The sequence below is a fragment of the Bacterioplanoides sp. SCSIO 12839 genome (assembly GCF_024397975.1).
Classification (GTDB): Bacteria; Pseudomonadota; Gammaproteobacteria; order Pseudomonadales; family Oceanobacteraceae; genus Bacterioplanoides.
Genome location: NZ_CP073745.1, coordinates 3,838,067 through 3,862,413 on the forward strand (window position 1 = coordinate 3,838,067; position 24,347 = coordinate 3,862,413).

18 protein-coding genes and 1 tRNA gene are annotated in these 24,347 nt (G+C 48.7%); 6 read left to right on the forward strand and 13 right to left on the reverse strand.

The window, feature by feature from the left end; genetic code table 11:
• Positions 1–121: 121 nt before the first annotated feature.
• The 6 genes from hslO to yrfG form a co-directional block, all read right to left on the reverse strand.
• Complete coding sequence (gene hslO / locus KFF03_RS17350) at positions 122–967, reverse strand: Hsp33 family molecular chaperone HslO (protein ID WP_255858180.1); 846 nt, start codon at positions 965–967, stop codon at positions 122–124.
• A gap of 240 nt (positions 968–1,207) precedes the next feature.
• A complete protein-coding gene (locus KFF03_RS17355) occupies positions 1,208–5,770 on the reverse strand; it encodes an IPT/TIG domain-containing protein (RefSeq protein ID WP_255858181.1) in 4,563 nt (1,520 codons plus the stop codon).
• 110 nt (positions 5,771–5,880) lie between these two features.
• The gene (locus KFF03_RS17360; protein WP_255858182.1) at positions 5,881–6,474 is read right to left on the reverse strand and encodes a LuxR C-terminal-related transcriptional regulator; all 594 of its coding nucleotides are present in this window, start codon (positions 6,472–6,474) and stop codon (positions 5,881–5,883) included.
• 135 nt (positions 6,475–6,609) lie between these two features.
• Complete coding sequence (hslR, locus tag KFF03_RS17365) at positions 6,610–7,020, reverse strand: ribosome-associated heat shock protein Hsp15 (RefSeq protein ID WP_255858183.1); 411 nt, start codon at positions 7,018–7,020, stop codon at positions 6,610–6,612.
• Between the two features lie 33 nt (positions 7,021–7,053).
• Positions 7,054–8,808 (reverse strand): hybrid sensor histidine kinase/response regulator, encoded by a 1,755-nt coding sequence (locus tag KFF03_RS17370; RefSeq protein WP_255858184.1) that lies wholly within the window; start codon positions 8,806–8,808, stop codon positions 7,054–7,056.
• A gap of 51 nt (positions 8,809–8,859) precedes the next feature.
• On the reverse strand, positions 8,860–9,516 hold the full coding sequence (gene yrfG / locus KFF03_RS17375; protein WP_255858185.1) for a GMP/IMP nucleotidase: 657 nt from the start codon (positions 9,514–9,516) through the stop codon (positions 8,860–8,862).
• 44 nt (positions 9,517–9,560) lie between these two features.
• Here yrfG and nudE point away from each other — a divergent pair, with 44 nt between their 5' ends.
• Positions 9,561–10,124: an ADP compounds hydrolase NudE gene (gene nudE, locus KFF03_RS17380; RefSeq protein WP_255858186.1), complete on the forward strand. Its 564-nt coding sequence runs from the start codon at positions 9,561–9,563 to the stop codon at positions 10,122–10,124.
• Here the strand turns inward: nudE and KFF03_RS17385 are convergent.
• The 4 genes from KFF03_RS17385 to KFF03_RS17400 all read right to left on the reverse strand — a co-directional run bounded on the left by KFF03_RS17385 (position 10,119) and on the right by KFF03_RS17400 (position 13,897).
• Complete coding sequence (locus KFF03_RS17385) at positions 10,119–12,566, reverse strand: PAS domain-containing hybrid sensor histidine kinase/response regulator (RefSeq protein WP_255858187.1); 2,448 nt, start codon at positions 12,564–12,566, stop codon at positions 10,119–10,121. The genes nudE and KFF03_RS17385 overlap by 6 nt on opposite strands.
• Before the next feature lie 160 nt (positions 12,567–12,726).
• Positions 12,727–13,425 (reverse strand): LrgB family protein, encoded by a 699-nt coding sequence (locus KFF03_RS17390; RefSeq protein WP_255858188.1) that lies wholly within the window; start codon positions 13,423–13,425, stop codon positions 12,727–12,729.
• Positions 13,422–13,763 carry a CidA/LrgA family protein gene (locus tag KFF03_RS17395; protein WP_255858189.1) on the reverse strand — a complete coding sequence of 114 codons (342 nt, stop codon included), beginning with the start codon at positions 13,761–13,763 and terminating at the stop codon, positions 13,422–13,424. Before KFF03_RS17395 ends, KFF03_RS17390 begins: the two co-directional genes overlap by 4 nt.
• 49 nt (positions 13,764–13,812) lie before the next feature.
• Positions 13,813–13,897, reverse strand: a tRNA-Leu gene (locus KFF03_RS17400).
• 161 nt (positions 13,898–14,058) lie between these two features.
• On the opposite strand from KFF03_RS17400, the gene KFF03_RS17405 reads away from it, so the two are divergent.
• The 4 genes from KFF03_RS17405 (at position 14,059) to KFF03_RS17420 (ending at position 18,689) form a co-directional block, all read left to right on the forward strand.
• The gene (locus KFF03_RS17405) at positions 14,059–15,081 is read left to right on the forward strand and encodes an AI-2E family transporter (RefSeq protein WP_255858190.1); all 1,023 of its coding nucleotides are present in this window, start codon (positions 14,059–14,061) and stop codon (positions 15,079–15,081) included.
• 161 nt (positions 15,082–15,242) lie between these two features.
• A complete protein-coding gene (locus tag KFF03_RS17410; RefSeq protein WP_255858191.1) occupies positions 15,243–15,935 on the forward strand; it encodes a response regulator in 693 nt (230 codons plus the stop codon).
• A 5-nt stretch (positions 15,936–15,940) separates the two neighbouring features.
• The gene (locus tag KFF03_RS17415) at positions 15,941–17,275 is read left to right on the forward strand and encodes an ATP-binding protein (RefSeq protein ID WP_255858192.1); all 1,335 of its coding nucleotides are present in this window, start codon (positions 15,941–15,943) and stop codon (positions 17,273–17,275) included.
• Positions 17,276–17,426: 151 nt separating this feature from the next.
• Positions 17,427–18,689 carry a malic enzyme-like NAD(P)-binding protein gene (locus KFF03_RS17420; protein WP_255858193.1) on the forward strand — a complete coding sequence of 421 codons (1,263 nt, stop codon included), beginning with the start codon at positions 17,427–17,429 and terminating at the stop codon, positions 18,687–18,689.
• Positions 18,690–18,795: 106 nt separating this feature from the next.
• Here KFF03_RS17420 and KFF03_RS17425 read toward each other — a convergent pair whose 3' ends face one another.
• Complete coding sequence (locus KFF03_RS17425) at positions 18,796–19,575, reverse strand: ABC transporter substrate-binding protein (RefSeq protein ID WP_255858194.1); 780 nt, start codon at positions 19,573–19,575, stop codon at positions 18,796–18,798.
• A 123-nt stretch (positions 19,576–19,698) separates the two neighbouring features.
• Entirely contained in the window at positions 19,699–21,507 is a 1,809-nt protein-coding gene (gene typA / locus KFF03_RS17430) for a translational GTPase TypA (RefSeq protein WP_255858195.1), read from the reverse strand.
• 442 nt (positions 21,508–21,949) lie between these two features.
• Between typA and glnA the strand changes: the two genes are divergently transcribed.
• Positions 21,950–23,356 carry a glutamate--ammonia ligase gene (gene glnA, locus KFF03_RS17435; protein ID WP_255858196.1) on the forward strand — a complete coding sequence of 469 codons (1,407 nt, stop codon included), beginning with the start codon at positions 21,950–21,952 and terminating at the stop codon, positions 23,354–23,356.
• A gap of 150 nt (positions 23,357–23,506) precedes the next feature.
• Here the strand turns inward: glnA and aroE are convergent, their stop codons facing one another.
• Positions 23,507–24,331 carry a shikimate dehydrogenase gene (aroE, locus tag KFF03_RS17440; RefSeq protein WP_255858197.1) on the reverse strand — a complete coding sequence of 275 codons (825 nt, stop codon included), beginning with the start codon at positions 24,329–24,331 and terminating at the stop codon, positions 23,507–23,509.
• Positions 24,332–24,347 lie beyond the last annotated feature (16 nt).

Here is a 24,347-nt window from a genome sequence, read left to right on the forward strand (position 1 = left end):
GTCCTGAATTGTGACCCGTTATTCATCAGAAAAACGGGGAAAATCAATGATTATAAGTTTGGCGAATACTCGCCATTCAAGACCAAAGGATGACGTTAAACGGGTTATATAACGATTCGGGTCAGTGAGGGTTTCGTTGTGGAAACAACTCATCTACCTGAGCACGATCAAAACTATAATGCTGCTGGCAGAACTCGCAGTTCACTTCGATTTTACTGCTTTCCTGCAGCATGGTATCCAGCTCATCGTAACCCAATTGCATCAGTGCGGTAGCCAGGCGTGGCTTGGAGCAGGTGCAGAAAAACTTAAGATCCGATGGTTCATAAACCCGGATCTCTTCTTCGTGATACAAACGATGCAGCAATACGTCATTATTTAGCTGTAATAACTCTTCCTGCTTTAAAGTACTGGCAAGATGGGTTAAGCGATCCCAGGCATCCACGTCTGACGATTCCATCGCAGGCATCTTCTGCAACATAAACCCAGCGGCATTTTCACCGTCACATTCAAGCCAGAAGCGTGATGCCAATTGTTCAGATTGCTCAAAGTACTCTTCCATGGCTTTGGCAATGTTGCCGCCTTCAATGGCGGTGATGCCCTGATAACGCTGGCCTTCTTCCGGTTCAATGGTGATCACCATCTGGCCGTTATCAAAACTCAGCTCCTCCACCGCGACGGAATCGTCATAACGGGCAATCGCGCGCAGCTCACCTTTTTCACTGGTTTCGGCCTGCAATAACGACACATTACCCGGCAAGCGAACCTGTAAGGTCAGACGTCCGGCGAACTTCAGGTTGGCACTTAACAGCGCCGTGGCCGCCATTAACTCACCCAGTTCAATGGCAATCATCGCAGGGTATTGATGTCGCTTCATCACGTCTCGGAAGCTGGCATTTAAATGCGCGACTTCGCCGCGAATATCGGTGTTATCAAAACTGAAACGTTGCAGGGTATCGGCGCTGTTCATGGCGGGCTCTCTAAAATGTACCGCTGCTATGTTAGGGCGTGGGGAGAGCAATTCAATGGCTAACGTCGACGTAAGGCCGCAATTAGAGAAAAAAGCCCTGGCAAAACTGACTGCCAGGGCAAAGTCCACTCCTGGGAGGGTGGAGAAGTTAGCGGTGCTCATCCAGGGCATCAGCTCCAAAGGATATAAGCACCGCGCTAGTCAGCCTGCAGATTCATGCCGACTAAAGAATAGGAAGGCTCAGTTATTTCTGACTCGTCGCCCAACAATACCAATGCGAATATCAGGGCGATTGTTATCAAAGCTTTTACCTTCGCGTAATTTTCGTACCTCAGTAGGAGCGTATTCGTATACCTGAAATTCGTTACCAATAAAGTCTGCGCCACTGATTTCATAGGAGCTATTGCCTACACCTCCGGATAACATCACCCAGTCAAGATCAAGACCAATATTGGGAGCCGCATAACCACTTGAAAAAGTGCACTGTGGAGTAGGGGGGCTCCCACCATCAACCATCTCACCGACTTTCATCGAGTAATACAATTTGGAGTAACGGTTTAAAATCACAGTTTTAGTCAGCTTGTTAACACCATCATAGAATGCGGAATCACCATCTTTTACAGAGATTAAGCCTGAACTACTTGGACACTTTGTATTGGATTCAAACTGATCACCAAGCGTCTTTCGTCTTGTCCGGCTATTTCGGTTACCGCCCTTAGTTAAAAATTGAACCGACTCTCCATCACCTAACGGAGAAACCAGATCAATATAATAAAAATAAATAGCAGCAAATTCCTGAGGGTTTGTTACCTCATTGGGAGGGCTCCCTTTAGTTAAGGCCTCTCCGTTTTCCAGCACATTAATATTACGAATGCTGAACTCGACTTCAAAGTCCACTTGCAGCGGATTAAAGCCATCGCCCCTGTCTTTGGCATCATCACGGCCATCACCATCGGTATCTTTTTTATTAGAGTCAGTTTTCGCTTTATATTCTTCACCATCGTTTAAACCGTCGCCATCGGCATCAGCAATCAGCGGATTTGAAGTCACATTATAGGGTGCCACACGACCATCACTAGTGTATTCCTCTAGCCACACCTGCCAGCCGTCCACTTCGTCGTTATCTTTAAGACCATCGCCATCGGTGTCTTTAACTAATGGATTGGTACCCAATTTAAGACTTTCCTTCCCATTAATAGCCGACTTCAGATTGCAGTTTTTTGCATAGTCACAGGCCGCTTTTGCTTGGGCGAAGCGCTGAGCGTTAAAGGTTAAATTGCTATCAGTATTTTCATAATCCACAGTACTGGAGTGATTCCATTCATCAAAATCACTTAATTTATCGCCATCTGTATCAGCACTAAATGGGTTGGTGCACAAGTAATATTCCCACACATCTGGCAGTCCATCACCATCCTGGTCGGATGTACTGGCTGGCTTAAAGTTGCCAGTATAAAAATACGAATCTCCACAAGCATTGATCGCACCTGATCCCTCAAAACGATCAATCAAGCCATCATTATCCTGGTCATTCACGCGTGATGCATCAGTACCATCTAAAGGATCATTTTTAAGCGCAACTTCCAATCCATCAGTAAGCCCGTCGCCATCGGAGTCACGAATATTCAAATCTGAACCCAACTCACTTTCCTTGGCATCATTAAGACCATCATCATCTGTATCTTTTAACAATGGGTCTGAATACCAAATCGGTGGTAGCTCATCACTACGGGTTCTCATGGCAAATTCAGTACCATCATCCAGGCCATCATCATCACTATCAGCAATCAAAGGATTGGAATAGGCGCGGTAAGAACGAATGCTTACATCGCTGTTTTCAAAAATACCGATGCGCCAGGTGTAAAATTCTGGTGTTGTAGCATCGTAAATCGGATATTGAGCGCCGTATTCACATAAATTTTTTAACTGCGCACGTGGTGCATTTTGATTTTCGGCTAAAAAATAAGGGATAGGCTTGCCGTACACTTCGCGATAATCACTTAATGTGTCGCCGTCGGTATCACACTGAGTATCTTTGGTGCCCAGCAGCATTTCTTCGGCGAGGGTTAAACCATCTCCATCCACGTCACGGGTGTAGGTTAATAAATAGGTCTCCCCCTGTTTTAAATAGGTAGTTTCCAGATTAGCCACTGGAATTGCGCGGCCATTATTATTCAGCAACACCCAGCTGTCATAACCTTTTGGCTGTCCGGATTCCATCTGCACTTGAGTGCTACGCACCCGTGTCAACTGACCGTTGGTTATCGAATAACTACGGTTTAAGTACACCTCACCAGGAAGTAATGCACCATCACCGGCCGGGCTAGGTTGAGAACTGATTTCGATTTCTGCAACGGTTTTTCCCGCATCATCTACCGGATACAGCTGCAGCCCTTTTAAGGCAGCATCCAGGCTCACGCCGAGCTGTGCACCGGTTGCTAAATCGAATAAACCTGAAGTAGCAATTCGATGCTGTTCTTTAGCGGTTTGCCCGTCGTTATAAACAATGGCTAAGGTGGCGGTACGCTCATTAATCTCTTGCGAGCTGTAAGCAAAATTGCGCTGGTTTTCATCCACAAGGTTGTAATTGGCAACTTCAACCGCGTAAGGCGTTGGGTTTTTCATGATGGCTTCCACCTCAGATGGAATTGGCGCATCAGCATGAAATAAAATCGGCCCACGACTAGACGCTAGCGGCCCAATATTCACTTCCAGATCCGTATTGATTGGTAACAAAGTCGCGATGGGCTTATAAGCATCTGGATTTTCGTTATCACGAATAATTAAACTTAATTCAATATTACGCAGTGTAAATGCAACGTCTGATAATGTAGAGAAGTTCACGGCTACGGTAATACGGCCATCTATAACTTCACGAGTTATTTCAGAGGTGGTTTCACTCGCAAAGCTTGAGGCTGATGAATTATTAAATTCATTTAAATTAGCATGATAAGAACTGCTTTCCTGCTGATCCTCATAATTAGCCGAGAACCAAAACCGAGAAAGAAAGCCTGCAACAAAACTGAGACCGCCTTCTGGTGCGCTACCATCACCAAATCCTGCACCAAGAGAAACCGTATTAGTTGTGGTATCACTGCCGCCACTTTCACGACTGCGAGTGGTAGAAAATGTTTCTTCACTGGTGCGGCTTTCGCCGTTAAATTCGGTGGAGGTATAACGTACATCAATGGCTGCCGTTAAACTTTCTACCTCTACTTGAGGTAAAGGAATATCGGCAATGCGCGGATTACGATTGCGTTCAAACAGCTCTGCGTAATCGCTAAATTGGTCGCCATCGGTATCAGCCAAAACAAGTGAAGTGCCAAAATTTAATTCTTCAAAATCGTGTAAGCCATCGCCATCGGTATCTTGTTTTAGAGGATCAGAACCAAACTGATCGGCTTCATCCCCATCGCTCAGTTGGTCGCGATCAGTATCGGCTAAACGTGGGTGAGTACGTTCAGTATATTCATCAATATCATTTAAACCGTCACCATCCGTATCCGCTTTAAGAGGATCAGAACTAACGTCTTCGCTAATCCATTCACCGTCCAAGGTTTGATAGCGTACGGTAAAGCCGCGTTGCTCCTGACTATCACTCAAACCATCATTATCGCTATCGGCCTGGCTGCTATCGCCAACGCCATAAAAAATAGCCTGATTATTCTGGTTTCGATCCGCTAATGAAATGGCAACACCTGACGCATCGCGTGCCCCTGTTACCACAAGGGTATAATTCATTTCAGACATTGGTAATACATCAATATCCACCGTTGTCTGGGCTGTATCGGCAAATTTTATATCTGTAACGGCTAACCCAGCTGCACCGATTTCACCGACAAAACTATAGCTTGCCTGTAATAAAGAAGACGACATTGGCTCACTGAATTGAGCGCGGACTTGTGTATTACTTAAAGCCGTTGCGCTGACTAAGTACGGTTGAACATCGGCAAATGGGTCGATATACAATAAGTGCGCCGTAGCGCGCTTAAGATTATTGTCATCCGCTCCCTGACTTACCTCAACCGTCACCGTGCCCGGAGAATGGAAAGGCGTAGTGATTAACAGTTCTTGCTCTGAAATATAAGTCACTAATTCTATTGGAGTCCCTGCCACACTAACGCGGGTATCTGGAGAAAAGCGCCCTCCCAGAATCCGAACTTCAGTGCCACCACTGGTATTTATTTCAGCAGGCTGTAACGAAGAAATAGCAACCTGATTATTGGTCACATTCACCGGAGCTGTTGGCGAAAGTGACTGTTCACCCTGCTCCAGGCGAATATTGATATCACCTTCCAGGTGGACAGGCAGAGAAAACTCCAGGCGCCGGCTATTTACCAGATGATAAGGTGTCGGTTGATCAGCGACGTACAGAGTCAACTGCTCGTTAAATCCTTTACCGACCACAACAACCGTATCACTAACTGCCAAATCCACTTGTGATGGCGTTATGGAATAAACGGTTAATGGAACGACCCCTGAATACTCGGCCTTATCATTTAGGCGCGCAACGACTGTTGCATCTTTCATTAATACAATATTGGCTGTGCCAGTTTTTTCACCTTCGGGAACCACGAAGGATAGCTTCTGCTCGGACTCTATTTCGACATCAGTCGCAACAACATCATTCACTAATACAGAATAATTTGCTTGTTGCTGAAAAGGACCACTCTCGAGATAAGCTCTTTCACCACCGCGCACATCAAAAATTGATGGGGAAACTGACGTGATCGTTGTTTTTTCCGGAGCAGAAGTGGAGTTACCTCCAGAATCAGATCCACCGCATGACACTAAAAAGATCATGCATACCATCCATGTGGCGACTTTCCCCATTCGACTCTCCAATTACGTACAATTAAAAAACCGAAATTTTAGAGAGTGGTGCAACCGATGACATTCCCCCGTTTGGGGGATCAGATAAGTTTTTCAGTAATGGCTCTTTTGACACATTCAGAGCGGCTGGAAACATCAAGCTTGCGGAATAAAATTTTCAGGTGAGATTTAACCGTTTCAGCAGATACGTCTAGCTGACGACCAATTTCTTTATTAGTTTTGCCATCGGCCAATAACTGCAATATCTCTAATTGGCGCTCACTCAATCCGGTCTGGTCAAAATTCTCTGGCTGGCTACTCCAGACAAGATCCCCCGCCAACATGCGTCTTACGGCATTCACCATTTGTTTGCCAGAGCAGTCTTTTCGAATATAACCGCTGGCACCAACAGAACGAGCACGACGAATATTGCGCTGATCTTCACTGGCGCTGAGTACACCAAATGGTATTAAAGCGTCTTCGGGAATATCGTGCTGTACAAAATTGAGACCGTCATCATCGCGTAAATCAATATCCACTAACAACAGGTCAATATCTTTAGAATGAATCACGGATAAAGCTTGCTGAGTATCAGATACCGGAATGATTTCCCATTCTGGCGCATGGGTGGAAAAAATCAGATGCGCACCTTCCAGAAACAATTCATGATCATCCAGAATTAATACTCGGGGCATCCGCTTATTCCTTGCTATTTTTCCTAACCACTATGTGACAGGGCCGTTATAGATACTTTACTACGACCATAGCTGATAACAGCCATGTGTTATTTTAGAGGGGTTTCCTGCTTCAGAGATTCCCCCAAATGGGGGTTACCAATCAATATCCTGTTCCTGCCGGAATTTTTGCATATCGCGACGTTCTTTTTTATTCGGTTTATGATCAGGGATTAACATCGACGACTTCATCACCCGACGACGCTCAGCTTCATCCATGCGCTTTTTAATACTGGCGGCAGTTTCTTCGTAAAGCTTTTGTGCTTCGGGTGCACCACGGCGCTGATCGGAGATGGCTTTCACCTCAACGATTTTTTCATCAAATCCCTGGCGCAGGGTAATCTTGGCTCCCAGATCCACCGTTTTACTGACTTTACAGCGCTGGCCATCGTAATGAACTTTGCCGCCTTCAATAGCCCCTTTGGCGATGGCGCGAGTTTTATAAAAACGGGCGGCCCACAACCATTTATCTAACCGAACTTTGTTTGAAGTGTTTTTATCAGACATATTGCTCTGGGTGATGTATAGCCGAAAAGAGCATCATTCTACCACAGTCTCTGTATCTGCTTGTTGCATTTGCCGCTGAATAGCATGTCGTAATTTCGCTGGACGAATCGGCTTATGCAACACCAATACCCCAGCATCGCGGATACGCACTAACAGCTCTGGGTCGGTATCCCCGGTTAGCAGCAACCCCGGAAGGTCAGAATACATTTGTTGCGATTGCTGCAGCAAAGAGGCGCCATCTCCATCCGCCAGACGATAATCACTGATCACGATATCCGGACGCTGGGCATGCAAGTATTGTAATGCTTCGGCCATCGTCGTGTAGCAGATGGTGGCCATTCCCCAACGCTCCAGCAGCTGACGAGCAGCCTCTAAATTATCGCTATCATCATCGACCAACAGGACCTGCTTCCGCGACAGATTGTGGCTTTCTATGGTGTCACGGTCCGATGCAGTAACCTCTGCGGCCGCAGCATCAACAAAAAATGAAAAGCAGCTGCCCTTATCCGGAGTTGATGCCAACTGAATATCACTACCAATACTCTGGCAAAGCCCTTTAACAATGGATAACCCCAGTCCCAACCCCTGATTACGATCCCGCTGTGGATTATTTAATTGCACGTATTCAGTAAAAATTTTTTGTTGCTGGTCGGGTGAAATGCCTATCCCTGAATCCCAAACCTGAAACAGGCACTGATTGTCTCGCCGTCGACAGGCCACAATAACCCGACCCTCCGAGGTATAACGGATGGCATTACTCAGCAAATTGGAAAGAATTCGTGAGATCGCCACCGGGTCTGAGTGTATGCAATGACGATGACCATAAAACGTCAGCGACAAACCTTTATCAGCCGCGCTGTTTTCAAAGTTATCGCGCAGCTGACCGAAAAGGCGATCAACTTCCATCACCTCGTGGCGCAATTGCAGGTCGCCGGAATGCAGTTGAGATAAATCCAGAATGGCACTGAGCATGGTTCTTAACGAACCCGTGCTGTTGCGAATGCGCTGTACCAGTTGTTGCAGCTTTTGTGGGTCGTCTTCTTGCTCCAGTAATTCTGAATACAACCCCAATGCGTGTAGCGGCTGGCGCAAATCATGGCTGGCGGCGGCTAAAAACTGTGACTTGGCAAGGTTGCTTTGTTCCGCGTCTTCTTTAGCGCGGCGAAAATTTTCTGCCAAGGCTTGATTTTCATGTTGGGCGGCAAACGACTGTATTAATGTTTTATTAAATTGCGTCACTTTGGCAAACGTCACCAAGGTAAATAGCACCAAGGCAATTCCCATGGAGGTCATATCCAATTGCGGGTGTTCACTGATAAAACACGCCACGCTCACCGTGATCATAATGGGCATAATCGCCGTAAAATAAAACGGCAAATACGAACCGGCCGATCCCATGGCCGTGGTCGCTAAACCCATCATTAAAATCACCAAATAAAAGTTACCAAAACCCGGCGCAATCGCCTCGGGCATTTCACTCGCCAACCAAGCGGCGGGAATACACCAAGCAAGGCCGGTTAGTGCGCCTAAAAAGCAAAAGCGGCGCAGCCGTTTATGCGCCTCTATACGGGTGTTTTTCTGGCAGTACTGGGCATAGATATAATTAAACACGGCGGAAAAACTCACCAGAGCCAACCAAGCGAATAAATAGGCTTGAATGGCCGCATCATAAAACAGCCACACGCTGAATGTCGCAATCAAGATATTGCCGAGTGATCCAACAAACATTTGTGATGCTAGGTGGTCAATCTGGTCGCTATAAATTTGGGGGGAAGCTAAAGAAGTCATGACATCCGTGTAGGGTTTTATGGTTAGGCCTTAAGTTTTATGGTTAGGGCCTTAAAAATCCAACTCATTAAAGTGGTGCACGCCCGGAAATTCACTGTCGGTGTTTGGGGCTTTCTGGCTGTCCGGATGGTAAATGGTTAATAACCAGCGGATACCCCAGGTTTCTGCTGATTTTAAAACCGCCTGGCTGTCATCCACCAGTAAGGTGCGATCTTTATCAAAAGGTTCTTCACGCAACAAGTGCTCCCAAAATGCCTGGCTTTCTTTTGGCTCCCGGTAATCGTGGGAGGAAATCACCCGATCCACCAGCTGATCTAATTGCGTGTGCTCCATTTTCAGGTCTACGCTATCACGATGAGCATTCGTCACAATCACCGTACGCTTGCCCATAGCTTTAAGTGCTGCGAGAAAGTCTTTCACATGAGGCCTGAAACCAATCTTATGCTGCACATCTCGCTTAAGTTCTGTGATAGGTAATCCGGTCAGCTCACTCCAGTGATCAAGGCAATACCAGTTCAAGGTGCCTTTTAAACCAACGAAGCTTTTATTCAGCTCTGCCAGGGCATCTTCTTCACTCATGTCGTGATGATCGGCGTAAGCTTTGGGCATATGAGTCAGCCAAAAATAATTATCAAAGTGTAAATCCAGCAAGGTGCCGTCCATATCCAGCAGCACGGTATCAATTTGTTGCCAATCAGGAAGGCTCATAGGGTTATACTCATTCTCACACTCAGGATGGTTACAGGTCAGGTATGCATAAAAAACCCGAAATTCTGCATCGCTCTATGGTGGCACAAAGCCGTTTATTCCGCATTGAATCCTTTGATTTACGGTTTTCTAATGGCGTAGAACGCACGTATGAGCGCCTGGTTCCCGGTGGCTCTGGCGCCGTCATGATGGTGGCATTATTGGACGATGAAACAGTGGCTTTGATTCGTGAGTATGGCGGTGGTGTGGAAGATTACACTCTGACGCTGCCCAAAGGTGCCGTGGATTTAGGGGAGACCCTGCGTGATGCCTGTAACCGCGAATTACAGGAAGAAATTGGTTTCGCCGCTAACGAGTTTATTCACCTGAAAAAAATGAGTCTGTCGCCCAGCTATATGAGCGGCGGCATAGATGTAGTACTCGCTCGTGATTTGTACCCATCCAAACTCGAAGGCGATGAGCCGGAGCCCTTAGAACTGGTGGAGTGGAAACTGGCGAATCTGCACGAACTGTACGGCCGAGAGGATTGTACCGAAGGCCGTGCTATTGCTGCCCTGGCGCTGGCGCAGGAATTTCTGGCCGGTCGTTTTCAGGGCCAAACTCTATGAAGCATCATCACCGCGGTTTAACAATCCAGCGATGGCCTTGCCCAGCAACTCCAGTTTAATCGGCTTACTGACAAAGCCATTCATACCGGCCTGCAGGCAACGGTCTTTATCTTCCATCATGGCGTTAGCGGTTAGCGCCAGGATGGGCACCTGATTTTTCGGGTACGACAAATCACGGATACGCTCCGTCGCGGCAATGCCGTCCAGTACCGGCATGTTCACATCCATCAGCACCAGGTCGTAGTCTTTTTGCAAAATAGCGGTGACTGCTTGCTCACCATTCTCAACAACGTCACACGCCAGTTCCAGACGTTGCAGCATTTTCTCAGCAATGCGCTGGTTCACATGGTTATCTTCTGCCAGCAACACTTTTGCGCGCAGTGATGGCAATTCAGACAAGTCCATCGTTTGTTTGCGCTGCTCACTAACCGGGTGCGGTGTCTCGGCTTCCATCAACTGCAGCGTCAGACAAAAACGACTGCCTATGCCCAACTCAGATTCCACCTGAATATCACCCTTCATTGCTTGCGCAAGATGACGACTGATCGTCAGACCCAGTCCGGTGCCACCATATTTTCGACTGGTGCTGGTATCGGCCTGACGGAAGGCTGAAAAGACCCGTTCAAGTTTTTCAGCCGAAATACCTATACCCGTATCTTTCACCGCAATTTCCAGCTGATAACAACCATCGCTGACACGCTGAGCCCCCAGGCGAATTTCCACATGGCCATTTTCAGTGAACTTGAGCGCGTTATTCACCAGGTTGGTGATAATCTGCCGGATGCGTTTAGGGTCGCCATACCAGTGCGTCGGTATGTCTGACTCACAAAAATACACCAGCGATAGTCCTTTGCGACGAGCAGGCTCATGGAACAGCTGATATAAATCGGTCAGCAGCTGATTGAGATCGAACTCGATCCGTTCAATTTCAAGATTACCCGATTCAATTTTCGACAAATCAAGAATGTCATTGATGATGTCGAGCAATACATGAGAAGAACTGTGAATAATGCCAAGGTAATTACGCTGTTCCGAGTCCATGTCGCTGTCCATCAACAACTCAGCCGCACCGAGAATACCGTTCATCGGCGTACGGATTTCGTGGCTCATACTGGCCAGGAATACCGACTTACTGTGGTTGGCCATTTCCGCCTCGGACAGCGCTTCTTTGATTTTACTGTTCGCACGCTCCAGTGCTTCACGGTTCGCCGCCGTTTCAGTGATGTCCAGACCGGCTAACACCACTTCAAAACCACCGGATATCGGCGCACTGACCTTAGTCAAACGCCAGCTGATAATCGCCTCTTTGCCGGTAACCGAAACCAGAGGGCAGTCAAGCGACAGCGTCTCGGTATCCGTTGTCACCAGCTTACGCCACATCTTCAGCAACCGTTCGGTTTGACTGCGGGGCAACATATGCTGAATCGATAGCCCGGTTAATTCCGTTTCACTACGACCCACCATTTGTCGGGCATAATCATTAATACGACTGATATTGCCGTAGCGATCACACACCACCAGCAACATAGGCAACGCATCAAAGTAATCTGCCAGTCGTTGCTGTTCATGCTGTAGGTCCTGGGCGATCTGATTACGCTGTGAAATATCATCACCGTATAGCAGCAATACTTTTTGTTCGGCAGGCCCCCAGGGTTTGGCCGTTAGCGCCCAACGTTTTTGCTGGTGCAGGGCGTCCATCAGAAAACACTCAAATTGGATCGTTCTTTGTTCATCGGTGGCTTGTTGCAGCTTGCGCAATACCTCATCTTTTTCAGCGCTCATCAGCAAATCATCCAGACGAATATCAGGCCCAGAGCCGAACGTTGTAATAAACACCGGATTGGTATCGCTGATAAAGCGACCGGGACCTAATAAAAACGCCACGCCACTGAGATGCTCCCAATCCGCGGGTTTAGAGAAGCCTTTACTGCGAAAGCGATGTCGACTGGACTGCGACAAGGCGAGCAACACAAACAACAACCCCACCTGCGCCAATAACATCCAGCCAATATTATTAATAATGGGGGTCGACAGATGGCTTAAGGGTGTTGCTACCGCCAGGCTGCGGCTGTTATCAACCATAAAGGCACGGGCCAGGTAGGACTCACCACTCAGGGTGAAATATTCAGGCTCACTATGCTGTTGCAGGCCGCGCTGCAACATGGAAATAGGAATAATCTCATCGGTTTCCCATACCACACGCAAACCACTGTCGGTTTTGACACCATAACGCAGAGAAAGCTGATCAACAGACAGTGCGTCATGACTAAGAGGAAAGCTGTCAGAAGTCGTCAGCTGCCGGGCGTAATGCTCTCCCCAGCGCTGTAGCCATTGTTTTTTCTGATTCAGGCTCTGCTGATACATGACCCAGCCCGAGATGACTGTCAGCATAGCAACAGTCGCAATAACCAGAGTCCACAGCAGCGTATATTTACGGCCCATATAATTCCCTGAAGGGCAGACGATCCCTTAACAAGATGATCCTTTAACAATAGCGTCAGTTGGAGAAACTATCTATGTTCTTACAACATGCGTCATTAAAACGTGGGGACGCGGGTTAAACCAACCGAGTCTAAACCCAGAATCTCTAAACCCAGAACCTCTAAACCAACCACGTAAGCAGCCCCGGCAACACCAAGGCATGAAGTGTTGCCGTCAGTGTCATAGCCATTGCCGAGTACGCAGCCTGCTCTGAACCCAGCTCCAGTGCCCGCGAGGTTCCAATCGCATGCGCACAAATCCCTAACGTCAGGCCAACCGTCTGTGGATCGTCCTTGCGAACCAGCCTCAGCATCGCAGGTGCCATTGCCGCTCCGAGAATTCCCGTTGCAATCACAAACGCCGATGCCATCGCAGCCAGACCACCCACCTGCTCAGCAATCGCCACCGCAACCGGTGTGGTAATGGATTTCGTGGCGATGGTTTTTGCCAGTGCATCATGACCAATCCACCACTGCGTCAGGACAACAGCAACCAACACGGTCGTGCCGCTCCCCAAGGTCACCGCTAACGAAATGCGCAGCCACTGTGAGCGCATGGTGTGTAAAAACTGATACAGCGGCACCGCCAGCATGACAATGACGGGCCCCAGCATAATATGAATCAGGCTGCCGCCTTCCATATAGGTTGAATAATTGGTTCCTGTCGCCTCAAGTACCGAAGCCACCAGCGCCACACTGGTCAGGATGGGCGGCAAAAACGGGCTGTTATTGGTCAGCCGGTAGGTTGTTTGCCCAACCAGAAATGCAGCGATGGTTAACATCGCCCAGAACAGCGGCATAGATAACAGTTCATTCATCATTGGCTGTCACCTTTTTTACCTGATGACATGATCCAGCCCGTTACCAGGATGCCCGGAATCAGACTGATTGCCAGAATGACCAGTAACTCAGGGCCATATTCACTGACGATGGCTTTTTGAGTCACGATGCCGCTACTGACCGGAATCAGAAACAAAGGTAACAGTGGCGACAGCGTTTGAGTGATGTGCTGCAACGAATCCGGGGTTTTGCCACGAAGAACCAGAAAGACCAACAGCAACAACATGCCGATAATGGCTGCAGGTACCGGTAACGCAAACTGACTCTGAAGCAGGCTGCCAAAAACTAAAAAAACAAGAAGGAACAAAAGACCAGGCATGTTGTGTTACCTGAGGAGTTCGCTATGAACAGGCTAAGCCTGAAAAGAATGGTGCGGAAGGAGAGACTTGAACTCTCACACCTTGCGGCACCAGAACCTAAACCTGGCGTGTCTACCAATTCCACCACTTCCGCATGACAGGGCGCGCATATTATAAAACCCCGTACATTTTGCCAAGCCCTTAATGCAAAAAAGCCAGTAAAAAATGCGGAAAAAGCATGTGAGCCATCGTCACACTCTGCTATGTTAGCGCTCCGATTTTATTTATTTCACCCTCTACCACTGGGATTTTTCTATGACGCAGGAGCGCACTCAGCTAACCGGCCATATCCTTTTAATTTCAGCCGCGGCCGTCATTGTGATTGCTGGTGCCAAAGCCGCTGCCGCGATCATCATTCCTTTTTTACTCGCCTTCTTTATCGCCGTTATCAGCGCACCGCTAATGCGCTGGTTAACGCAACACAAAATCCCCGATGTACTGGCCATCCTGATGCTGGTGTGTGGCTTTGTGTTTATTGGCAGCATGGTGGCGACCCTGGTCGGCAGCACGTTGAACTCTTTCTATCAGGACATGCCGCTGTATGAAGAAAAACTCGGGGCATTGGTCACCGATGCCGTTGCCTGGTTACGCAGCATGGGGCTGGAAGTCGCAGACAATATTGTCACCGAATACGTTAACCCAGGCGCCGTGATGAAAATGGTGGCCAGTGTCTTTAACGGCCTGGGTGGCGTACTGGCTAACACCTTCCTGATTTTGTTTACCGTGGTGTTTATTTTGTTGGAAGCGAGCAGCTTCCCGGCCAAACTGAAGCGCGCTTTTGGCGAAGAAACCACTGCGTTTGTTCAGTTTGAACGTTTCAGTAATTCTGTACAGCAATATCTGGCCATTAAATCGCTGGTGAGTTTAGGTACCGGTTGTACCATTGGCCTGATCCTGTGGGTTATTGGTGTCGATTATGCGCCGTTGTGGGCGTTAGTGGCTTTTCTGCTGAATTACATCCCCAATATTGGTTCTATTATTGCCGCCATCCCGGCGGTGTTAATTGCCTTGATTCAATTGGGCGTTGGCGAAGCCGTACTGGTGGGGATTTCGTATGTGCTGGTCAATACCGTTTTTGGCAACGTTATCGAACCGCGTTTAATGGGCCGCTCGCTCGGTCTGTCGACCCTGGTGGTCTTTATCTCGTTAGTGTTCTGGGGCTGGATTCTGGGGCCCGTTGGCATGCTGCTGTCGATCCCGTTAACCATGGTAATGAAGATCGCACTGGAAAGCCGCCCGCAGTCGCGCTGGATTGCGACCTTGCTGGATCATGACTGATCAGCACCTGGGCCTGTTAACACTATTCAAGTCTTTGCTGCTGACAGTCAGTTTTTGACAGTAGTGTCGAGTTATTTACACCAGAGTAAGGAAGGGTCAAAAGCGCTGTAATGTAAAGACAACTAGCGCTAACCTCCCTGCTAATTGTAAGGAGAACAACTATGTATCAGATTCTGCTGATTGATGATGATTTTGAGCTGGGTGAATTATTGCAGGAATACCTCGGCATGGAAGGCTTTGAACTGTCCACCCGCCAGGACGGTGAGTCTGGTTTACAGGCAGCATTAAGCGGCGACTACGATCTTGTGCTGCTGGATGTGATGTTGCCTAAAATGAACGGCTTTGAAGTGTTGAAAGCGGTTCGCGAAAAGTCGACCATTCCGGTGATCATGCTGACCGCCCGTGGTGAAAGTGTTGATCGGGTTTTGGGTTTGGAGCATGGCGCAGACGATTACATTGCCAAGCCTTACCACCATCATGAATTACTGGCACGCATTCGCGCGTTATTCCGCCGTATCGAACTGACCAGTGATGGCAATGAAAAAACCACCACCAATTACGAAGTGGGCGCGCTGAAACTTGATCCTTCGACCCGTGTCGCCACGTGTGAAAATACCGAGCTGGCACTCACTGGGGCGGAGTTTGGTGTATTGCAATGTCTGATGGAGCACGTCGGCGAGCTGGTTGATAAAGATACACTGTCAATCGCAGCCTTAGGGCGACCACTGATGGCTTATGATCGTTCGATTGATATGCACGTGAGTAATCTGCGCAAAAAGCTGGGCAAACGTGAAGACGACTCCGATTGGATCAAAACCGTACGCGGCCGCGGCTACCAGCTGGTCAGCGGGTAATCGATATGCCGGTATTTCGCAGCCTGTTTGTTAAAGTCTTTTTTTGGTTCTGGGCTGCGATTCTGCTGGCAATGACGGCGGCCGTCACCACCAGCCACTGGATCGAAGACGACTACTTCCGCAAAGCCACACAAAGTGAGCGTATTCATTTATTACGCCTGATGGAGCACAAACGCCCAATCATGGCCGAAGGCCGTAAGCTGTGGCGTAAACTGCGGCCGGACTGGAATCTGGTTGCCGTCCCCGTCGATTCCATTAATCATCTTCCTTATGACGTTGAAGAATTTGTCGATGCCGCCGCCGAAGTACGGGATGTACTCTGGGGGCAGGACGACGGTTGGCTGATGCTGGGCCCGATTCAACGTGGCGACTATTTATACGTCGGCATTACCCGCAAGCACTGGAGCAGTGTTTGGGACGATGAACAACGCTGGATGATTCCTATCGCCTTTTTTGGCGTCATCACCTTACTCAGCATGGGCCTGGTATGGAGCCTGACACGCCCGATTCGACGTTTACAACGCACCGTGCGTAAACTCGGTAAAGGCGACTTCGACGTCTCCGAAATTGAACCTGATGCCAGTCGTTATGATGAAATTGGTGAACTGTCCGCTGATGTCGTGGATATGTCTGAGGCGCTTAATCGCTTATTACAAAGCCATCAGCAATTGTTACGCGATGTCTCTCATGAACTGCGCTCACCGTTAACCCGACTGCAAATTGCGCTAGGCATTGCCCGTAAAAAAGACCCTGAAGGTTTACTGCAGAGTGAACACGACCGCATCGAACGTGCCGTTGGCCAGGTGGATGGACTGGTAGGCCAGATTCTCGACCTGGCCCGCCTGCAACAACAAGACAGTGATCAGCTTCAGCTGGAATCCCGTCCGGTTGCTGAGCAATTACACGGCTGGATCAGTGATGCTGAAATTGAAATGGATGAAAAACAGCTACAACTGCAAAGCCGCTTACCGGCCAGCGATATCGTGTGCGACTGGGACTGGATGCTGGTTGAACGTGCGGTGGACAATATTCTGCGAAATGCGATCCGCTTCTCTCCATCAGGCGGCAAGCTCGATGTCAGCTCCCACCTGAATGCAGATGGCAGTATCGAAATTGCCATTCAGGATCAGGGGCCGGGTGTGCCAGACGATGATCTGAAGCGTATTTTTGATCCGTTCACTCAGGTCGATTCCGCCCGCGACCACGCCTCCGGTGGTTATGGTATTGGTCTGGCATTAGTGCATCGTATTGTTGAATTACACGGCGGTAATATTGAAGCATCCAACCAATCACCGGGCCTGAGAATTGTAATGCGCTTACCGCGCAAGCGTTTTCACTGATTGTTCGGGACAAATCTAAGTAAAAACCCGGTTTTTGGTGGAAACCGGGTGAAGATTTTGATATTAAATACGCCCCCTGAACCCCTGTGTCGATATTGGACTTAAGCTGCACCTGGGTTTTATTACAACGCGACAAGACTGGACGAGTACTATGTCAGAAGATTTGAAACAAGCTGCTCTCGATTACCACGCTAATCCAAAGCCAGGTAAAATCAGCGTTGAGCTGACTACCCCTGCTAACTCCGCACGCGACCTGTCCCTGGCCTATAGCCCAGGTGTTGCTGAGCCGGTAAAAGCGATTGCTGAAGATCCTGAGAACGCCTACAAGTACACCGCAAAAGGCAACATGGTTGCTGTAATTACTGACGGTACTGCGATTCTGGGGCTGGGTGATCTGGGTCCTCTGGCTTCTAAGCCAGTAATGGAAGGTAAGTCTCTGCTGTTCAAACGTTTCGCTGGCGTAGACTCCATCGACATCGAAGTTGAATCTGAAAGCCCACAAGCTTTCATCGACACGGTTCGTCGTATTGCTAACACCTTCGGTGGTATTAACCTGGAAGACATCAAAGCGCCTGAGTGTTTCGAAATCGAACGCACTCTGATCGAGCAGTGTGATATCCCGGTATTCCACGATGACCAACACGGTACTGCTATCGTAACCGTTGCCGGTGTTCTGAACGCTCTGGAAATTCAGGGCAAGAAGATCGAAGAAGCTAAAATGGCCGTTCTGGGTGCCGGCGCTGCCGCTATCTCTTGTGCCAAGCTGCTGATCCTGGCGGGCATGAACCCACAAAACATCTTCATGTGTGACCGTAAAGGTGTTATCCACTCTGGCCGTGACGACCTGAACCAGTACAAGCAAGGCTTCGCGGTTGATACCGACAAGCGTACAGTTGATGACGCCATTGAAGGCGCTGACATCTTCCTGGGTCTGTCTGGTCCAAACATGGTGACTGGTGAGCAAATCAAAACCATGGCAGACAACGCCATCGTATTTGCATGTGCCAACCCGGTTCCTGAAATCATGCCTGAAATCGTTAAAGAAGTTCGCCCGGACGCCATCATGGCAACTGGTCGTTCTGACTTCCCGAACCAGGTGAACAACGTATTAGGCTTCCCATTCATCTTCCGTGGTGCTCTGGACGTACGTGCTAAGCGCATCAACGAAGAAATGAAACTGGCTGCTGCAAAAGCACTGGCTAATCTGGCGAAAGAACCAGTGACTCAGGAAGTTCTGGATGCGTACAAACTGGATTCTCTGGAATTCGGTAAAGACTACATTATCCCGAAAGCGACCGATTCTCGTCTGCTGGGTATTGTATCGACTGCTGTTGCACAAGCAGCGATTGATACCGGTGTGTCTGCTGGCCCACTGCCTGCAAACTATCCGCTGAAGTCGATCGAAGACATCTGAGTAGCAGATAGCTTCAGACTTTAGAAAACGCCCTGCTGGTGATACCAGCAGGGCGTTTTTGTTTTACGACGACACCTGTTTTATACCGACATCACACCAGATGAATCTAACGTACGAGATAATCCGCCAACAGGTTTTCATACGTTCGCAAGATACGCTCATAACGCCCATTCTCCCGGATCATATCAAAGCCCTTATCAAATTGATCACGCATTGCTTCAGAACGAAAGGCTGCGTGATAACGCCGCTTTTCAAATAAATCGTCAAAATGAACCTCACGCTGATAACTCGGATTACGTGGGTTTTTGCGTTTCAATTGACTGAGAAAATAGCGAAAGATGGTTTTATCCATCACCAGCACCTGACGATCTCCACGATACAAATCTTCAACTTGTTCTATCTGTAATGCGTATTCGCGGTAATCTTTTGCGCCAGCAACCACTTCACCAAATGGAGGAGGCATCAGCTTAGCCGCTAACTTAAAGGCACCAGTGCGGTAATTCGCAAGATCACTTACCTGCTCAATATCAACTTGTTCATCATCAAGCGACACAACCAGATTATGAAGAACTGCCAGCGGCAAGCGGGAGAAAAAAGCATCTGGAGTTAAGCGGGTACTGGTAACAAAAACAGCATCCACATGACGCTCATTAAAGGCCCGGACCACTTCCGCATTATTCGCGTAGCGGGTATTTACTCGGATACCTGTCACAGCCATGGCAGCCCGAAAGACATCCAGAGCAATACCTCGACCTTTATCACGTATAACGTAAGGAGGCATCGAAGAACCCGAACCTAGCGTTACAACAGGTTGCTGAGCTAATAACGAACTACTGACGAAGGAAAGGATCAACAGCACAACGATCAAACAGGATTTTTGATTCATACAACAGTCTCAATCAATCTTGCTTTCAGATTAGACCGCAGAAGTCAGAAGTACGACTTTAATTGCAAAAGAAAACCCCGCGTGGCACAGGCCAGGCGGGGTTTGATCAAACACAAGGAACGCTTATTTGTTTTTTGCGCGCTTACGTTCGTTTTCTTTCAGCAGCTTCTTACGCAGACGAATGCTTTCTGGTGTTACTTCTACCAGCTCATCGTCTTCGATGAATTCCAGTGCTTGCTCCAGCGTGTGCTTAACCGGCGGAGTCAGGTTGATGGCTTCATCGGTACCCGACGCACGCACGTTGGTTAACTGCTTAGCTTTGGTTGGGTTAACCACCAAGTCGTTATCACGCGAGTGCAAGCCAACAATCATGCCTTCGTACACTTCAACCGCTGGCTCAACAAACAGACGACCACGATCCTGCAAAGTGAACAGGGCATAACCCAGTACTTTACCAGCCACCATAGATACCAGTACGCCGTTATGACGCGTAGAACCCAGTGCCGCCTGAACCGGACCATAATGATCGAATACGTTGGTCAGAATACCGGAACCGGAGGTCATGGTCATAAACTGGTTACGGAAACCAATCAGGCCACGGGCCGGCATAATGAATTCCAGGCGAGTACGGCCTTTGCCATCCGGAACCATATTGGTCATTTCAGCACGACGGTTACCCATCTCTTCCATGACAGAACCCTGATGATCGTCTTCAATATCGATCACTACCTGCTCGTAAGGCTCCTGCAGTTCGCCGTCGACTTCTTTCTGAACGACTTCTGGCTTACCAATCGCCATCTCGAAACCTTCACGACGCATGGTTTCGATCAGTACCGACAGGTGTAATTCACCACGGCCAGATACTTTAAATTTCTCAGGGCTGTCACCCGGTTCAACACGCAATGCTACGTTGTGGATCAGCTCCTGATCCAGACGATCTTTGATGTTACGCGAGGTCACGAACTTACCTTCTTTACCAGCGAACGGCGAGTTGTTCACCTGGAAGGTCATGGATACGGTTGGCTCGTCGACCGTCAGTGCTGGTAATGCTTCCACATTGCTTGGGTCACACAGAGTATCGGAGATGTTCAGGCCATCGATACCGGAGATACATACGATGTCACCAGCAGCCGCTTCTTCAACGTCGACACGGTTTAAGCCGTGGAAACCTTTCACCTGTTGAATACGACCTTTACGGGTATCACCTTCAGCGGTGATCAGCTGGATATCAGTACCTGGCTTCAGCTTACCACGAGTAATACGGCCAACACCGATTACGCCAACAAAGCTGTCGTAGTCTAATGCGGAAACCTGCATCTGGAACGGACCATCCAGTTCCACTTTTGGTGCTTCAACGTGATCGACAATCATCTGGAACAGTGGCGACATATCGTCAGCCATGTTGTCCGGATCATCACCAGCAATACCATTCAGAGCGGAAGCATAGATAACCGGGAAGTCCAGCTGCTCTTCGGTTGCACCTAAGCGGTCGAACAGGTCGAAGATTTCATCCATCACCCAATCAGGGCGTGCGCCCGGACGGTCGATTTTGTTGATCACAACGATTGGACGTAAACCACGCTCGAAGGCTTTCTGGGTTACGAAACGGGTTTGTGGCATTGGGCCATCAACCGCGTCTACCAACAAACACACAGAATCGACCATCGACATCACACGCTCAACCTCACCACCGAAGTCAGCGTGCCCAGGGGTGTCTACGATGTTAATGCGGTAGTCGTTCCACTTAATGGCGGTGTTTTTTGCCAGGATGGTAATACCACGTTCTTTTTCCTGGTCGTTGGAGTCCATCACACGCTCGCCGCCCTGGTTACGATCCAGAGTTCCGGATTGTTCCAGCAGCTTATCAACCAGAGTCGTTTTACCATGGTCAACGTGGGCGATGATGGCGATATTTCTTAAGTTATCGATCACAGCTTTAGCCTTTCTTAACAGTGAGGGCGTTGCTGCGATCTCAGCCCCTGTATTCTGACAAACAGAAGGGACGCATCAACACCATAAAAAAATGAGGCGCGATTATACCTGAGTTCAGGCCGCGGCGGCATATCATTTTTATGACGGGTCATTGGTGTTTTTTCGTATACGCAAACCCCTATGTGAACCTATAATGTGCATGCTTTTATGGAATACAGTGGCTATTACAGTTGTTTTGCACCTTTTTGGTGCCATTATCTCGGTCGTGAATTCTTATGGTGCAGTCATTCGTGACTTCCTGATCACAAGCCCAGATTTTGTGCGGTTTTCAGCCATCCCTTGTGTGGCACACTAATTGCTCCAAGGGAATCATCAAAGTTTGAGCATTACGGCCGGGGCTGATGCCCCGTATCAAATTGAACCAGCATCTGGAGATAATAAGATGTCAGAGAACACTCTGAGTTTGATCAAAGAGAACGATGTACGCTGGGTTGACCTGCGTTTCACCGACACTAAAGGTAAAGAGCAGCACGTTTCTATTCCTGCTCGCTACGTAGACGAAGAATTCTTCGAAACTGGCCAGATGTTCGACGGTTCATCTATCGCTGGTTGGAAAGGCATTAACGAATCCGACATGATTCTGCTGCCAGACGATTCTACTCCATACATGGACCCTTTCACTGAAGATGCCACTCTGGTTCTGCGTTGTGACATCATTGAGCCAGCAACTATGCAAGGCTACGAGCGTGACCCACGTTCTGTTGCTAAGCGCGCTGAAGCTTACCTGCAGTCTACCGGTCTGGGCGACACAGCTTTCTTCGGTCCTGAGCCAGAGTTCTTCATCTTTGATGACGTTCGTTGGGGCGCGGACATGTCTGGTTGTTTCTACAAGATCAACTCTGACGAAGCAGCTTGGAACACTGAAGCTGTAATGGAAGGCGGCAACCTGGGTCACCGTCCTGGCGTTAAAGGCGGTTACTTCCCAGTACCACCAGTTGATAGCTCTCACGATATCCGTGCGGCTATGTGTAACACCATGGAAGCAATCGGCCTGGACGTAGAAGTTCACCACCACGAAGTGGCAACGGCTAACCAGAACGAAATCGGCGTTAAGTTCAACACGCTGGTTAAGAAAGCTGACGAAGTTCAGATGCTGAAATACGTTGTTCACAACGTTGCTGCTGCTTACGGCAAGTCTGCTACCTTCATGCCTAAGCCAGTTGTTGGTGATAACGGTTCTGGTATGCACGTTCACACTTCTTTCTGGAAAGACGGCGAAAACCAATTCGCTGGTGACGGCTATGCTGGCCTGAGCGAAACGGCTCTGTACTACATCGGTGGTGTGATCAAGCACGCTAAAGCGCTAAATGCTTTCACCAACCCGTCTACTAACTCTTACAAGCGTCTGATCCCAGGCTTCGAAGCTCCGGTAATGCTGGCATACTCTGCTCGTAACCGTTCTGCTTCTATCCGTATCCCATACGTTGCAAGCCCTAAAGGTAAGCGTATTGAAGCTCGCTTCCCGGATCCAACCGCTAACCCATACCTGGCATTCGCAGCTATCCTGATGGCTGGCCTGGACGGCGTTCAGAACAAGATCCACCCTGGCGATGCTGCTGACAAAGACCTGTACGACCTGCCAGCTGAAGAAGCTGCTGCAATTCCACAGGTTGCTGGTAGCCTGCGTGAAGCTCTGGAATGCCTGGCGGCAGACTCTGACTTCCTGACTCAGGGCGACGTGTTCACTAAAGACATGATCGAAGCTTACATCGACCTGAAAATGGAAGATGTATACCGCGTTGAGCACACGACTCACCCGGAAGAGTTCGACATGTACTACTCTGTATAATCTTCGGATTATCGAGTACAAAAAAGGCCGCTTTATGCGGCCTTTTTTGTGGACAAAGCAAAGGCGCACCAAATTGACGCACAAAAAAGCCGCTTTGTCGGGGTGCAGTTCACATCCAACAAAGCGGCTTAATCGGTTAACAAGGTGGGGTTATGCCCGGCGATCTTCTCGCAATGCGTTCATCACAGCCTGTGTTTGTGGCAACACATCACGCCATAAGCGAAATGCTTCGGCAGCTTGCTCAACCAACATGCCTAAACCATCAATGGCTTTGGCAGCGCCATTATCTAACGCCCACTGATTAAATACCGTGGTTTCCGCGCCATACATCATGTCGTAACTAACGGTTTTATCAGTCATACACGCGGCCGGGATCGGCGGCAACTCTCCCGCCAGGCTGGCGGAAGTGCCATTAATAATCAGATCGAATTCACCTTTCACATCAGCAAAACCACAACCACTGACGCAACCCAGATCAGTAAAATCAGCGGCCAGTGCTTCGGCTTTGCTCACGGTACGATTAGCAATTACCACCTCAGCCGGGCTTTGCTCCAGAACCGGCTGCAACACACCGCGTACTGCACCACCAGCACCAAGAATCAGCACCCGCTTGCTTTCGATAGCAACGTTCTGATTCACTGTGATGTCACGCACCATGCCAACACCATCAGTATTATCCGCCAATACCGTACCGTCATCCTGCTGGATCAGGGTATTCACCGCCTGAGCTCGCTTAGCCCGCGCACTGAATGCATCAGCGTAACGCCAGGCATTTTCTTTAAACGGCACAGTGATATTAAGACCTTTACCACCGCGTCGGAAAAAGTCATCCACCGCAGCATCAAAACCATCAAGTGGCACCAGAATGGCGGAATACAACAGATCCTGATCGGTAATTTTGGCAAATGCGGTATGTATCTGTGGTGATTTACTATGGCCAATTGGATTGCCCATCACAGCGTATAAATCAGTCATGCTACTGTTAACCTTT

Bases quoted from the DNA above. Each gene is read 5' to 3' on its own strand.
- hslO (WP_255858180.1), bottom strand. From the start codon at position 967: ATGAACAGCGCCGATACCCTGCAACGTTTCAGTTTTGATAACACCGAT.
- KFF03_RS17355 (WP_255858181.1), bottom strand. From the start codon at position 5,770: ATGATCTTTTTAGTGTCATGCGGTGGATCTGATTCTGGAGGTAACTCC.
- KFF03_RS17360 (WP_255858182.1), bottom strand. From the start codon at position 6,474: ATGCCCCGAGTATTAATTCTGGATGATCATGAATTGTTTCTGGAAGGT.
- hslR (WP_255858183.1), bottom strand. From the start codon at position 7,020: ATGTCTGATAAAAACACTTCAAACAAAGTTCGGTTAGATAAATGGTTG.
- KFF03_RS17370 (WP_255858184.1), bottom strand. From the start codon at position 8,808: ATGACTTCTTTAGCTTCCCCCCAAATTTATAGCGACCAGATTGACCAC.
- yrfG (WP_255858185.1), bottom strand. From the start codon at position 9,516: ATGAGCCTTCCTGATTGGCAACAAATTGATACCGTGCTGCTGGATATG.
- nudE (WP_255858186.1), top strand. From the start codon at position 9,561: ATGCATAAAAAACCCGAAATTCTGCATCGCTCTATGGTGGCACAAAGC.
- KFF03_RS17385 (WP_255858187.1), bottom strand. From the start codon at position 12,566: ATGGGCCGTAAATATACGCTGCTGTGGACTCTGGTTATTGCGACTGTT.
- KFF03_RS17390 (WP_255858188.1), bottom strand. From the start codon at position 13,425: ATGATGAATGAACTGTTATCTATGCCGCTGTTCTGGGCGATGTTAACC.
- KFF03_RS17395 (WP_255858189.1), bottom strand. From the start codon at position 13,763: ATGCCTGGTCTTTTGTTCCTTCTTGTTTTTTTAGTTTTTGGCAGCCTG.
- KFF03_RS17405 (WP_255858190.1), top strand. From the start codon at position 14,059: ATGACGCAGGAGCGCACTCAGCTAACCGGCCATATCCTTTTAATTTCA.
- KFF03_RS17410 (WP_255858191.1), top strand. From the start codon at position 15,243: ATGTATCAGATTCTGCTGATTGATGATGATTTTGAGCTGGGTGAATTA.
- KFF03_RS17415 (WP_255858192.1), top strand. From the start codon at position 15,941: ATGCCGGTATTTCGCAGCCTGTTTGTTAAAGTCTTTTTTTGGTTCTGG.
- KFF03_RS17420 (WP_255858193.1), top strand. From the start codon at position 17,427: ATGTCAGAAGATTTGAAACAAGCTGCTCTCGATTACCACGCTAATCCA.
- KFF03_RS17425 (WP_255858194.1), bottom strand. From the start codon at position 19,575: ATGAATCAAAAATCCTGTTTGATCGTTGTGCTGTTGATCCTTTCCTTC.
- glnA (WP_255858196.1), top strand. From the start codon at position 21,950: ATGTCAGAGAACACTCTGAGTTTGATCAAAGAGAACGATGTACGCTGG.
- aroE (WP_255858197.1), bottom strand. From the start codon at position 24,331: ATGACTGATTTATACGCTGTGATGGGCAATCCAATTGGCCATAGTAAA.